This window comes from [Clostridium] scindens ATCC 35704 (assembly GCF_004295125.1).
Classification (GTDB): Bacteria; Bacillota; Clostridia; order Lachnospirales; family Lachnospiraceae; genus Clostridium_AP; species Clostridium_AP scindens.
Genome location: NZ_CP036170.1, coordinates 3,195,720 through 3,209,998, shown reverse-complemented (window position 1 = coordinate 3,209,998; position 14,279 = coordinate 3,195,720). Strand labels below are relative to the sequence as shown.

Here is a 14,279-nt window from a genome sequence, read left to right as displayed (position 1 = left end):
AGACAATCCGAAAAGGAGGCAGGAATATGGATATCTTAGTGGTAGTAGATATGCAGAATGATTTTATTGACGGAGCGCTGGGAACGAAAGAAGCGGTAGCGATCGTGCCAAAAGTAGTGGAGAAGATCAAAGGATTTAAAGGACGTATCCTTTATACCAGGGACACCCATAGCGAGAAATATCTGGATACCCAGGAAGGCAGGAACCTTCCGGTTCCTCACTGTATCAAGGGAACCAAAGGATGGGAACTTCATCCGGAGATTGAAGCGGAGCGAGAAGAGATGCCCATTGACAAGCGTACGTTTGGAAGCGATGCGTTAGGCCCCCTGCTTCGGGCCCAGGATCAGGACTTAAAGGCGAAAGGGGAGACTGGCATTGAATCCATTACATTCGTAGGCCTGTGTACGGATATCTGCGTAATCTCCAATGCCATGATTGTAAAGGCGTTCCTGCCGGAAGTGCCGGTCATTGTGGATGCCGCCTGCTGCGCCGGAGTTACGAAAGAGAGCCATGAGAATGCGTTAAAGGCGATGCAGATGTGCCAGATCAAGGTGCTGGAGGCATGATGGCCCGATTCCTATGGGTAGGGCTTGGAGGGGCGATTGGGGCCATTTTCAGATATGTCATCAGTCTCATTCCCTGGAAAGGCGGTTTTCCGGTGCTGACGCTGGTGACGAATCTGGCAGGGGCCGTCCTTATCGGAGTTGTCGTGGGCCTGGCGGCAAAGCGCGAGGCTGGCCCTTACGCCGTCTTGTTTCTTAAGACGGGAGTATGCGGCGGCTTCACTACTTTTTCCACCTTCTCCCTGGAATCGTTAAGAATGCTTGAACAAGGACAGAAGGTTCCTGCCCTGCTTTATATATTGCTCAGCGTGGTCGGATGCATCGCCGGGGTGTGGCTGGGAGAAAAATTGACGTAAATTATCTGGTGCTTTCCATAGGTTTGTTATATAATAAATACATTACTGATAATGAGAGATTTTTATTTACTAGAGGATGAGGCAGACGATGGAGAGACGAAGAGAAAATGAGAGGACGCCAGTAGATTTCTTTCCTTTATCATACAGCCAGCAGAATATCTGGAACCTGGAATCGGCACATCCAGGCCTACCCATGAATAATATCTGCACGGCACTTAAGATAGAGGGGAATTTGAATATTGAATACCTTCAGAGATGTATAGAACTTGCATACAAGGCATTTCCAACCCTGCGGCTTAGAATTACCGTAAGGGATGGCAGACCGTGCCAATATATCTCGGAAGAGATTCCCGGGAGAGCGGAATTTTTCGATTTTACAGGAACGAATGAACAGGGGATTGATACCTGGTATCAGTCTGTGGCAAGAGAACATTTTACGCTATGTGATTCTCCGCTGTGTCAAATGCTTATATTTAAGCGATCAGACAGTTCAGGCGGAATATTGACAAGAGTCCATCATATTGTTGCGGATGCATGGTCGCATGCTCTTGTGACAAATCATATTATTTATAACTATTTTCAACTATTGCAGGATAAAGAGACACAGTGTCAGATTGCGCCTGATTACAGGCTTCATATTGAATCTGAACAGAAATATAGGCAGTCGAAGGTTTATCAGAGGGACCGGGATTACTGGAAGGAGCAGTTAAGAGATATCTTGCCGGCACTGGCAAAGGAGCATCAGTGTGCCCATATCAGCCCAGTGGGACTTCGCAGGTCCTATCCGCTTCCCGGCCGTCTGAACCGCATGATCGCAAGGTATTGCCAGCAGGAGAAGGTTTCCCCGTTTGCAGTGTTCTATATGGCTCTTGCCATCTACTTGAGACGGGTAAGGGGACAGGCGAGGTTCTGTATCGGGGTTCCTACGATCAACAGGCTGAACTACAAGGAAAAGCAGTCAGGAGGAATGTTTGTCAATACGCTTCCCTTTGTAAATGAACTAGATACGGCATCTACCTGGAACGAGTTCAATGATAAGTTAAAAGACGATTGGTTTCATCTGCTGTACCATCAGAGGCTGCCTTTCGAGGACATTAAGAAATTGGCTAACACGGGAAATGAAGTGGCATCAGACCAGCTGTTCGAGATAGCGCTTTCTTACCAGAATGGCAAGATGGATCATCTAAGAGGGGCCCGCGTGACGCTGGAGGGCCGATGGATGTACTGCGGCTACCAGAGCGAGACCTTGTGCATCCACTTAAGCAGCAGGGATGCCAGCAACCAGTTCGTAGTGGATTACGATTACTTGACCCAGATATTCTCTGCGTCTGAGATTGACGCGCTGCATGGCCGCCTGGTAAAGATCCTGAAAGAGGCGCTGAAGAATCCGGACCTGCCTGTGGGCGAACTTCCCATCCTGGAAGAAGAGGAGGAAGAACGTGTAATCTTTGACTTTAATAAAACCAATGCCTGGTATGACAGGAACGCCGGGATTGGAACTGGTCTTCTGGAAGCAGCAAGAGAGAATGAAGGAAAGATCGCGCTGATCTGCAGGGGAAAGCGGATTTCTTATGAACAACTGATGAATGATGCGGCCCTTATCGCAGGAGGAATCCGACAGTTTTTGCCGGAAGGCAGGCATACCGTTGCCCTGTTGTCACGGCGGGAGGAAGGGCTGCTTGCAGCCTTGTGCGGAATCATCCTGTCCGGCAACAGCTGGGTGCTGATGGACCCCGCGCAGCCTCAGAGAAGGATCGCGGACTTGTTAAAAGACAGTCAGGCGGCGCTTTGTATCACCGACGATTCTCTGGCCTGGGCTGGCACGGATATAGCGACAAGGACTCTGAAAGAATTGCATGGCAGCCAGAAGATAGAGATTCTTCCGCCAGAGGAAAAGCCGTCAGACCTGGCATACCTTGTGTATACTTCCGGAACCACGGGGAGCGCCAAAGCCGTGGAAGTAGAACAGCACAGCGTGATGAATCTAAAGGAGGCTATAAAGGATCTGTACCCAAAGGGGGCAGTACTGTCTATCTGCAATGTGGGGTTTGACGCATTTCTGCTGGAGAGCGTCATTGCGCTTCTGAATGGAGCCACCATCGTGATGGCCACGGAAGAAGAGATGAATGACGCGCAGAAGATGGGAAGGCTGATCATGGACTACGATGTAGGATTCATGGCATTGACTCCTTCCAGGCTTAAAGCCTACCAGAATGATCAGGTATTTCTGCGCTCCCTGTCCCATATAGAGACGCTGATCTGCGGCGGGGAGGTCCTGGTACCGGACACTTATCTTAAACTGCGGGATTATACGCCGGCAACCCTTTATAACCAGTATGGTCCTTCGGAGGCAACCGTTGCTGTTAGCCATGCGGCAGTGGACGGAAAAGGGCAGGTTACGATCGGACGCCCCCTTGCTAACTGCAGGATCTATATTCTGGATGAAAACAGGAATGCGCTTCCAGTGGGATCTGCCGGAGAATTGTATATTGGCGGGGAATGCCTGGCGCGAGGGTACCATAACCGGGAGGAACTGACCAGGGAACGCTTCGTAGAAGATCCATTTATGGAAGGGCAGCGCATGTACAGGACGGGCGACATCGGAAAATGGACGGAAGATGGAAGTATCCTGTATCTTGGCCGCAATGACAGCCAAGTGAAACTGCTGGGACATAGAATCGAACTGGCGGAGGTAGAGTCCGTATTAGGGAGGCATCCGCTGGTAAACGCGGTTGCAGTGACCGTATACGAGAACCAGCTGATCGCCTATTATATGGCGAAAGAGGGACTGGAAGGGGAGGCCCTTCTTTCCTATGGAGCTCTTTATCTGCCTAGGTATCTGCAGCCGGTATATGCTGCAAGGGTAGAAGAATTGCCGGTGACCGGTAATGGAAAGATTGATGTTGGAAGGCTTCCGAAGCCGGAATTACCCGACATGGAAGAAGCCCCGGCTGATGAATGGGAGGAAAAGATTCTTGCCATCTGGCAGCGGATATTAGAAAAGCCCGGCCTTGGCATTCATTCGGATTATTTCTTGTCCGGAGGGGATTCCCTGAATGCGGTATTTATGCTGACCGAGACAGAGAAAGAATTCGGGAAAGTGATTCAGATACAGGATCTGTATGCCAATAGCACGGTGAGAAGGTTTGCCTGCCTCCTTCGCGGAGCTGGTATTGAAGATAGCATCCTAAAAGGCCGCAGGATTCCGAAGGCAAGGGAGAGAGGCTGGTATCCGCCGACTCCGGTACAATCCGGATTCTTCGTAATGCACAGTCAGGATGCCACAAAGGTAGGCTACAATATGCCAGCAGCCTTCAAGGCCAGCGCCTGGCTGGACTTTGGGCGCCTGGAGCAGGCAGCGGCCCGGATGATAGAAGAGGATGAATTGCTGCGGACACAGTTTGAGATGCAGGAGGGAAAACTGATTGCCAGGGTAAGCAGCCAGGCTGACTTTCAGTTAGAATGGATGGAGTGCGGCCGCATAGAAGAAGCCATGGAACGGTTTGTCCGGCCGTTTGATCTGGGAAAGGCGCCGCTTTTCAGGGCAGCAATGGTGAAGGCGGAAGGAAATGAGCCTTATATCATCATTGACATGCACCATATTATATCGGACGGAATCAGCAGTCAGATCATATTTGAGCGTCTTCATGACTACTATTGCCAGAAGGAGGTTCATCTGCCCGAACTTTCCTATGTAGACTTTGCGTGGTGGGTAAATGAAAATATGGAGACGGCCGGAGTAAAATGCAGAGAATACTGGAAGAAGATTCTTCCAGAGAAAATTCCAAAGAGCGCTTTCGTGCCGGACAGGCCCAGGCCTTCCGAATTCGACGGGGCCGGAGGCAGATATGGATTTGAACTGCCGGAAGAACTGGATGAGAGCCTTAAGATGTATTGTAAGGATAAGAAGATTACGCCCTATATGTTCCTGCTGGGAGTATTCGCTATGATGCAGGGGCGTTTTGCCTGCGAAAATACCGCGGCCATAGGCTCTCCATTTTCAGGAAGGCGTAATCCGGGACTTGAGAAGATGACGGGCGTTTTCGTCAATACGCTCCCAATCTTCCTGGATGTCGAGGGGAGCCAGACGATAGAAGATTACTTTGGGAAGGTCAGGAAAATGGTTGCAGGAATTCAGGATTACCAGGATATTTCCTTGGAAGAGATAATTGGCCTGGCCCACGAGCAACGCCAGCAGGGACGCAATCCGCTGTATAGCACGCTATTCAGCCTGACTCCTGTATCACGGCTTACAACGGTCTTAGGCGAGGCAGAACTTTCCTATGTGCCTTATGACACGCATTCGGTCAAGATCGACTTGCATCTGGAGGCTACCTGTATAGACGGTCATTATCGGTTCGCGATGGAATATGCGGCCTGCCTGTTCGATGAAGTGACGGCTGCATTCTATGGAAGATGCCTGATCCAGGGAATACGCGCAGTCCTTAATGGAGGCGTATCCATGGTGGGAGACATTCCATGGCTTGGATACGAGGATCGGCTGAGGCTTGTAGAACAGCCAAACCGTATGCGGACTCCCTATGACTGCGCCACTGTAGATCAGGCAATGGATGATATGGCATATCTGATGCCGGACAAGAGGGCCGTGGAGTGGGGAGAAGGCAGGCATTATACCTTCCGGCAATTGAAGGAGCGGTCGGATAATCTGGCAGCTATGCTGCTTGTTAAAGGAGTCCTGCCGGGAGATAAGGCGGCATTTTTGACCAGGCGAAATGGCGACATGCTGGTAATGATGTTTGGAATCCTGAAGGCTGGGGCCGCATATGTTCCTGTAGATCCGGCTTTCCCAAAGGAACGGATACGATACATGCTCAGGCAGGCAGACGTGAAAGTGGCCGTGTATGACAGGGAGACGGAGCCGTTTGAGGATATACCCTGCCAGGTCTTAAGATACGAAGGGCCGCAGGAGGTGACAAGAACAGCGCTTCCCGTAAACTCTCCGGAAGATGTAGCAAACGTCATCTTCACGTCCGGATCTACCGGAAAGCCCAAAGGGGTAATGATGCTTCATAAGTCCCTGTCCAACTTGATGGCGCATTTAGATCCGCTTCTGGGAGGACAGGAGCAGAAGATTTTATGTGCATCCAACTGCGTATTTGACGTATTCACGACGGAGACCATCCTGGCATCCGCAAAGGGACACGGAATCAGCATTGCCGATGAGGAAGAGATGATGCTTCCATGGAAGATGGCCGAAAGAATCCGAACAGACAAGGTTTCCATATTGCAGCTGACTCCGTCAAGGATATTGATGTGCATGAACGATGAAAGTTTCTGCAAGGCATTGGCGGACATTCAGATCATCATCCTCCTTGGAGAGCCATGGACCATGGAACTAAAAGACCGGCTCTGCGCCCTTACTGAAGCGCGGATATTCAATATCTATGGACCTACGGAGACTTCGGTGCATAACTGTCAGGGAGAGATCCGTATGGAGCGCAGCATTCATATCGGGAAGCCGATCGGGAACTGCCGCTATTATCTTCTGGATGAGGAGAAAAAGCCGGTGCTTCCCACCTCAGTGGGAGAGATCTATATTGCCGGAGAGTGCCTGTCGGCCGGGTATATCAACCAGCCGGAACTGACCAGCGAAGTTTTCGTCCCGGATATCCAGAATCCGAAGGAAAAGATGTATAAGACCGGGGATCGGGGAAGACAGCGGGCTGATGGAAACTGGCAGTGTATCGGGCGGGTGGATACCCAGCTGAAGTTAAATGGACACAGGATTGAGCCAGTGGAGATTGCAACCGTCATGCTCCAATCCGGGCTGGCTAAGGAGGCAGCGGTGGTTCCCATCATGAAGGATGGAATTCCCAGATTCCTTAGAGGCGCGGTGGTTCCAAAGAAGGAATACCAGGAGAAGGAGATGCGCGCTTATCTTAAGGATCGGCTTCCGGACTATATGCTTCCTTCCGAAATCATCCTTTTGGATGAACTGCCAAGGACGGCCAGCGGAAAAACGGATTTAAAACTGCTTGCTGCTATGGAGAAGAAAGAGAAGGTATGGGAGGCATTGCCAGCGGCCAACCAGGAGGCCTGCGAGACGATGGAGGTGACAGAAGAAGGCGCGCTGACTGCAATCTGGAGCGAGGTTCTGGGAAAGGATCCAGATCCTGAAGTATCCTTTTTCCAGCAGGGAGGGACCTCCCTTACGGCAATTATTATATTGAATCAGTATCATCAGAGACAATTGGCATTTTCCATCAACGATTTCTATCATTATCCGTCCCTGAGAGAGCAGATTGACAGGCTGTGCAAAAGGCAGGAGGGGATCGAAGAAAAGAAGGCAGCGGGGAATATCCCTGAACTAGCCAGGCTCCCCAGGTATCTGCCTGAAGTGAAAAGCATTCCTGTAAAAGAAGGCGCGGCGCTGGTCACAGGGGCAACCGGATATCTGGGAAGCTATCTGGTCAAGGAACTGGCGGATGCCGGGAAGAAGGCCTGCTGCCTGGTAAGAGGCGACGAGAAACGGCTGTTTGATTCATTGCGGTGGCATTTCGGCCCCGAATTCTGCCGGGAGCATCAGCACCTTCTGATTCCTGTAGTCGGCAGCCTCACCCAGGAACATTTCGGACTGGATGACGAGAACTTCGCAAGGCTTGCAGACGAGGTGGCCGTGGTATATCACTGCGCGGCGGATGTCAGGCATTTCGCGCCGGAGGATGAACTGCTTAAGACCAATGTGACAGGAACCAAAAGAGCCATAGAATTCGCAAGGGAAGCCCGCGCATCTTACATGCATATCTCTACAGTGAGCGTGGCAGGGGAATATCTGCTGGATGCGCCGCAGGCAAAGGCCATCTTTGAGGAACAGGATCTGGATGTAGGCCAGAACTGGATGGAGAATCCGTACACCATGAGCAAGATGCTTGCCGAGTATGAGGTGACGAAGGCTCAGGAAGAGGGGCTGGCGGCCAGAATATTCCGGGTAGGAAGAGTGGTATGTAATTCTTACTCAGGGAAATTCCAGAAAAACCAGGAGAGCAATGCATATTACCGACTGATAAAGGGATTACTGGAATTCGGAAAGATGCCGGAGGAACTAAGAGATACAGGGCTGGAGACCACCTATGTGGATCTGGCTGCCAAAGCCATTGTAGGACTCTCAGAAGAGACAGGAGGAGCATTCCATATATTTAATCCGAAAGAAATATCCATCCGGGAGATACTGGATGCCTGCGGGGAGATTCAAACGGTAGGACGCCGGGAGTTCGAGAGGGAACTGGAGATCGCAGGAACTTCGTCGGATTCACCTTATGTGCAGGCGTTTGCGCAAAGCTGGTTCTCGGGCGAACTGGCCGCCTCCCATATGATCATGGATTGCAGAAGGACCCGGGAGGCACTGGCAAAGATCGGATTCTATTGGCCAAAGCCGGATCCGGAGATATTAAAGATATGTTTTATGGAAAGCAGAGGTGAGTGAGGTTATGACGACACTGACAGCCCATATTATGGATATTGCCGTGGCAGTCTTGGCATTTTTCATTATCAGCTGCATAATTAAGGGGAAATTACTGGCTGTTCAGAAACTTTACTTATTTTCTGCAATCTGCCTTCTGATCTGGCTGATCGCAATCAATGGAATGACCATCACTAACAGCCTGGGAAGCCTGCAGGTGCTGGATGCGATCACCTGCAGCTGCTCAGCGCTGATGGTGGTGACCATACTGATGACATCCATCACTTATACGAAGAATCTGATGAAGATTCCCCGGTGTTACTGGCTGATTTATGTGCTACCAGTCTTTACTTCGCTGATCGTGTTTACGAACCCGCTTCACCACCTGTTTTATAAGCATTTTTCCATCTATGCTTCGGAGGTTCGGTTTGGGCCGCTGTTTATCCTGTCGGGAGGTCAGTATTATATCTACTGTATTCTGTCTGTATTCATCATGATGCGCTACGGATTCCGGAACCGCCACAGAAGAGTGTTCGGACAGGTAAGCCTGTATATCGGAGGGCTTCTGGCACCACTGGCGGTAAACGTGCTGGTCACATTAAAGATTGTGTATCTGTCGATCGCCGCAACCCCGATTGCATTCCTGTTTACCATAGTCTGTCATGGAATTGCAGTTTATTACCTGAATTTCCTGAACATCAAGCCGCTTGCCCTCCAGAATATGGTGGACAATATCTCGGAAGGCTATGTCATCCTTTCGGCAGACAGCTGCATCATATATTCGAATGCGGTGTTCGATGATATATTCGGAGCTTCCTATCAAATGAGCGTGAATTCCTATCTGAACGTCATTGTGGATGAACTGGAAGAACGGAAGAAGAATGTCATCTACAATCTTCTGAATTTCTTTGACGTGTGCAAGCAGTCCATTCATGCCATATCCTATGAGCAGGCAGTTTTGGGCGATAAAGGGAAGATCTATTACTCTGTGGAACTTACGCCCATTTTGCAGAAATACCGCCTGATTGGCGTCATAGCCATGTTCCGGGACGTTACCAGTCTTAAGGAGGAGATGAAGCGCAAGCAGCAGAACTTAAGCCGTGCCATGGAAAGAGAGCGGCTGATTTCTTTGGGACAGATGATAGGCAGCATATCCCACAATTTAAAGACTCCTATCATGGCGATCTCGGGAGATGTAAAGGCGCTGGATAATCTGGTAAAGGAATATTATGACAGTATCGGCGACCCGGAAGTTACCCTCGAGGATCATCAGGAGATTGCCGGGGAAATGAAAGAGTGGCTGGGAAAAATCCAGGAATGCTGCTCGTATATGTCAGATATTATCACCACGGTAAAAGGCATGGCCACGAACCTCAGCACGTCTTCGGAAAGCGAATTCACCGTTGAAGAGGCACTTAAAAGGGTACAGATGTTCTTGAAGGGCAAACTGGTCAAGAACGGCTGCCACCTTATGATTAAGGACGAATTGCCGGAAAACACGGTGATCAGGGGAGATGTGAACAATCTGGTACAAGTCCTGAATAACCTGGTGGATAATGCCTGCGATGCAATGGAGGAGCACGGGGGAAACATTATTCTGACGGCAGTCAAAGAGGAGAAAGAAGTCATCCTTTCGGTAAGAGATTCCGGTCCGGGAATATCCGAGACAGTAGGCAGAAAACTGTTCCGATCTATGTACACGACGAAAGGTATTAAGGGGACCGGATTAGGATTGTACAGTTCGGAGGAGATTGTCAGAGGAAAGTTCGGTGGCAAGATGTGGTTTGAGAATAATCAAGAAGGCGGTGCTACGTTCTATGCCGCGATACCAATGGAAGGCGAGTAAGTTACGAAGAAGAGGGTAAATAAGATGCGCAAAAACAAAACTGGAGAAAAGAAAAATGGATATACACTGATGATCCTGGATGATGATCAGAATATACTGGATGCGCTGAGGGCAAATTTCCGGTCTATGGGCTATGAAGTAGAGACCCAGTCCAATCCGCTGCGGGCGCTGGAGCAGCTTAAGATTCGGCATTATGACATCCTTCTGCTGGACTTTATCATGAGTCCTATCTGTGGGGATGAAGTGGTGGCAAGACTGCGGGAATTTGACCGGAAGATATTCGTGATCATGCTGACTGGACATAAAGAACTAGCTCCGCCGCTTAACACCATTCGAGAACTGGATATACAGGGGTACTGTGAGAAGAGCGACCGCTATGATCAGTTGGAACTTTTGGTGGAAAGCTGCGTAAAGTCTATTCAGCATATGAATACCATATACCGCTATAAGGAAGGGCTGTCACAGATTCTTTCTTCTATTCCGCCGATGCACAAGATGCTTCCCATAGAAGAGATCGCACAGGGGATACTGGAAGAACTGGCGGAACTGTCTGGCTGCAAGGATGTTTTTGTCTGGATCAAGCCGGATAATGTACTGACGGATATAGAACTGCTGGATCTGCCGGAAAATATATTTCAGGGAAAAGGCTGCTATGACAAAGACTTTGAAGAGATCGCAAAGGAGAAATATGAAGGAGATATAGCAGCCATCTATGAAAGTATAGATCGCGGACAGATAATAGCGGATGACCGTCGGCTTATGATCCCGCTATCGGACCGGAAGGAAGTCGTCTTAGGAATCCTGGGGATCAGCAAGCCGGGCGAAAAGGATCCGACTCTTATGGAACTGCTGAGCGTCTATGCGGAGCAGGTAAGTGCGGCGCTGCATAATAATCTGCTTCGTCTGCTGATTAACGCGAATAATAAGTGCCTGTCAGAAGCGAACACGAAGATACAGAACAGTTATATGCAGACGGTGGAGGCGCTCAGGCTTCTGGTGGATGCCAAGGATCTGTACACAAGAGGCCATTCTGACAGAGTGTCCCGCTACTGCGTGGAACTGGCTAAGGAACTGGGAAGGAATCAAGAATTTATCAACCAGGTACGGGTGGCAGGCCTGCTGCATGATATCGGCAAGATCGGAGTCTCGGATGCCATACTGTGCAAGCCGGATAAACTGACGGAAGAAGAGTATGCAAGTATTAAGAAACATCCGGGAGTGGGGGAGGAGATCCTCTCCTGCATGACCATGTTTGATAACTTGGGCGCTATCGTATGCGCCCATCATGAACGCTATGATGGGGCAGGATACCCCAAAGGACTGAAAGGAAAGGATATACCGGAAGAGGCAAGGATCCTATGCATCGCAGACGCGTTTGATGCCATGATGTCGGATCGGCATTACCGAAAGAGGCTGCCCTTTGAGGATTGTATAAGGCAGTTGAAGGAAGGAAGAGGGACGCAGTTTGATGGAGAACTGGTGGAGGAATTTCTGAAGGTGCTGGAAAGATATGATGCAATCAGCGAAGAATTACAGTGGACTTATGTATAAAAGATAAAGAGGAAAGAATATGGGACAGAAAATCATTTATAACCAGGTAACAGAATACCAGACGCTGCCCCAGTGCCTGATGGATGTAGAACAGAGGCACCGTGGAAAAAGCGTAATCACCACCTATGACTTAAAAGGACAGGCGCACAGTGTGAAGTTCGAGGAATTCGTAGCAGACGTGCGGGCATTGGCCGGTTCGCTATTGACGAAGAAACTGGCCAAGAAGCACGTGGCCATCGTAGGGGAGAATTCCTATGAATGGGTGGTTGTCTTTTGCGCAGTAGGCTGCATTGGGGGCGTAGCCATCGCAGTGGACATAGACCAGGCCGGGGATGAGATTCTGGCAATGACGGAATTTGCGGATGCCTGCTGCGTGTTTGTGGATGCGGCATTCCTTGATGTATTTAAGGAAAGCCAGATGCAGTATGTCATCATGCGCGGCGAAGGAGCAGAGAATTCCTATCACCACCTGCTTAAAGAAGGGGAGAAACTGAAAAAGAAGAATCAGTGGAAAGACTTTTCATTCTGCCCGCAAGTGGAAAAAGACGATCCGCTGGCTATCGTCTATACGTCAGGAACCACCAGCGTATCCAAGCCGGTGGTGCTGTCTCAGTACAACATGATGTTCAATGCCTGCCATACCCAGTCGCTGGTGAAGGTGGGAGAGCGGCTGTTCAATCCGCTGCCTCTATATCATACTTACTCCCTCGTGTGCGGAGTGCTGGACGGGATATCACAGGGGGCGGATATCTGCATGAATACTGGGCTTAAGACGCTGATGAGGGATCTAAGGCTCTATGAGCCGGATACACTGGTTGCAGTGCCGATGATTATGGAAAATCTTCTGAAAGAAGTGCACCGGCGCCAGGAAATTGCCGGTACCAGGGAACAGGCGATGCAGGCGGTTGAAAAGTATACGAGAAGGAAGAAAATGCATCTTCCATGCAGTCCGTATCAGGAGCAGGCGCTGGAGCAGCTGGTAGGGCCGAACCTTAAGTTTATCCCCTGCGGTGGCGCCCAGTTAAGCGTCAAGGTTGCCGAAGAACTGCAGGCGTACGGTGTCGGAGTCTACCAGGGATATGGAATTACAGAATGCAGCCCGCTCATAGGCAGCAATATGAATAAAAAGAATAACCCCGCTTCTGTGGGATTTCCGATTCCGCAGACGCAGATCCGGCTGGATGACGGAGAGATTCTGGTAAAAGGCCCATCTGTCTTTAAAGAATATTATAAGAATTCCCTACTGACAGAGGAGAGTTTTACCGATGAGTGGTTCCATACGGGAGATATCGGCTACAAGGACAGAAAAGGCTATCTTCATATCTGCGGAAGAAAAAAGAACCTGATTGTATTCAGCAATGGCAAGAAGGTTGTGCCGGAAGAACTGGAAGGATATATCCAGGAGATTCCTTTGGTCAAGGAAGTCATGGTATATGGGGCATCGGCCGGAAACGCCATAGACGATGTCACCTTGTCCGCGCTCATCTGCATTGATGAGGAACGGGCTGACACGAATGATACCTTCCAGCTGCTGGAACAGGTTCAGGAGGAAATTACAAAACTGAATAACCGGCTTCCTGATTATAAGAGGATCCAGTCAGTCAAGCTTACAGAGTCGGAATTTAAAAAGACATCCATTCAGAAGAAAAAACGCAGGGAGGTGACGGGATAGATGGAGGAAAAAGTATTGGAGGTCCTCCGGGAGGTGGTCTACGAAGTCACAGGCATAGACAATCTTACCATGGACACGGAATTTGTCAATGATCTGGCATTTAACTCCATGGATCTGGCTAACATGGTCTGTGCGTTTGAGGCCAGATGCGATAAGGAGATCGATATACGGGACGTTAAGAATATGGTTCAGGTGAAAGATGTGGTGCGCTATATTATTGACCACGGCCTAATGGAGGCGAAAGACTGAGATAAGAGCAGTGCTGCATAATAAAATTGCGGCGAAGCGCGGCAAGGATGATTGACATCCGGCCTGCTTCGCCGCAGTTCTTTTATTCGGGATAATGAAGTTGGTTTTCGGTGATGCTCTCCAGTACTTCATTCAGATACTTGCGGGCCAGATAGTTTGCCATTGGAAGATTCATATCCAGATAATTGCCGCAGTCTCTGGCGCTGGCACCTGGAACATCTCCTTCATAGCCTGCTATGAATGCAAACATTTCCTTCATGAGAGGCAGGATGTCCTGGGACTGATACTCCCCGGACAGAATCAGATAGAATCCGGTCCGGCATCCCATAGGACCGAAATAGATCGTCCTGTCTGCATACTCTTCATGGTTGCGAAGAAATGTGGCTGCCAGATGCTCTATGGTATGGACTTCAGCGGTGTTCATCACCGGCTCGTCATTAGGGCTGGTCATGCGCAGGTCAAAGGTGGTCACCGGATGGCCTTCTACATAGTCGATCCTGGATACATACACGCCTGGAACCAGGCGAAGGTGGTCTATTGTAAAACTTGTGATTTTTTCCATAACTACACGCTCCTTTTCTTTTTCGTTGTTATTATAGCATTTTTGACGTGAATTTACTAT

General features: G+C 49.7%; 8 protein-coding genes. 7 read left to right on the top strand and 1 reads right to left on the bottom strand.

Annotated features, from left to right (window positions below; all coding sequences use genetic code 11):
- Window positions 1-26 precede the first annotated feature (26 nt).
- The 7 genes from HDCHBGLK_RS16490 to HDCHBGLK_RS16460 all read left to right on the top strand — a co-directional run bounded on the left by HDCHBGLK_RS16490 (window position 27) and on the right by HDCHBGLK_RS16460 (window position 13,657).
- On the top strand, window positions 27-566 hold the full coding sequence (locus HDCHBGLK_RS16490) for a cysteine hydrolase family protein (protein WP_004606647.1): 540 nt from the start codon (window positions 27-29) through the stop codon (window positions 564-566).
- Window positions 563-919 (top strand): fluoride efflux transporter CrcB, encoded by a 357-nt coding sequence (gene crcB, locus HDCHBGLK_RS16485; protein ID WP_004606648.1) that lies wholly within the window; start codon window positions 563-565, stop codon window positions 917-919. The genes HDCHBGLK_RS16490 and crcB overlap by 4 nt, the downstream gene beginning before the upstream one ends.
- An 88-nt stretch (window positions 920-1,007) precedes the next feature.
- Window positions 1,008-8,363, top strand: coding sequence for a non-ribosomal peptide synthetase (locus HDCHBGLK_RS16480; protein ID WP_130574626.1), 7,356 nt, complete (start codon window positions 1,008-1,010; stop codon window positions 8,361-8,363).
- Window positions 8,364-8,367: 4 nt separating this feature from the next.
- A complete protein-coding gene (locus tag HDCHBGLK_RS16475; RefSeq protein WP_039909656.1) occupies window positions 8,368-10,185 on the top strand; it encodes a histidine kinase N-terminal 7TM domain-containing protein in 1,818 nt (605 codons plus the stop codon).
- 24 nt (window positions 10,186-10,209) lie between these two features.
- A complete protein-coding gene (locus HDCHBGLK_RS16470; RefSeq protein WP_004606651.1) occupies window positions 10,210-11,736 on the top strand; it encodes an HD domain-containing response regulator in 1,527 nt (508 codons plus the stop codon).
- 19 nt (window positions 11,737-11,755) lie between these two features.
- On the top strand, window positions 11,756-13,408 hold the full coding sequence (locus tag HDCHBGLK_RS16465) for an AMP-binding protein (RefSeq protein WP_004606652.1): 1,653 nt from the start codon (window positions 11,756-11,758) through the stop codon (window positions 13,406-13,408).
- Window positions 13,409-13,657 (top strand): acyl carrier protein, encoded by a 249-nt coding sequence (locus HDCHBGLK_RS16460; RefSeq protein WP_004606653.1) that lies wholly within the window; start codon window positions 13,409-13,411, stop codon window positions 13,655-13,657.
- Window positions 13,658-13,739: 82 nt separating this feature from the next.
- Here the strand turns inward: HDCHBGLK_RS16460 and HDCHBGLK_RS16455 are convergent, their stop codons facing one another.
- A complete protein-coding gene (locus HDCHBGLK_RS16455; protein WP_009249619.1) occupies window positions 13,740-14,219 on the bottom strand; it encodes an S-ribosylhomocysteine lyase in 480 nt (159 codons plus the stop codon).
- Window positions 14,220-14,279 lie beyond the last annotated feature (60 nt).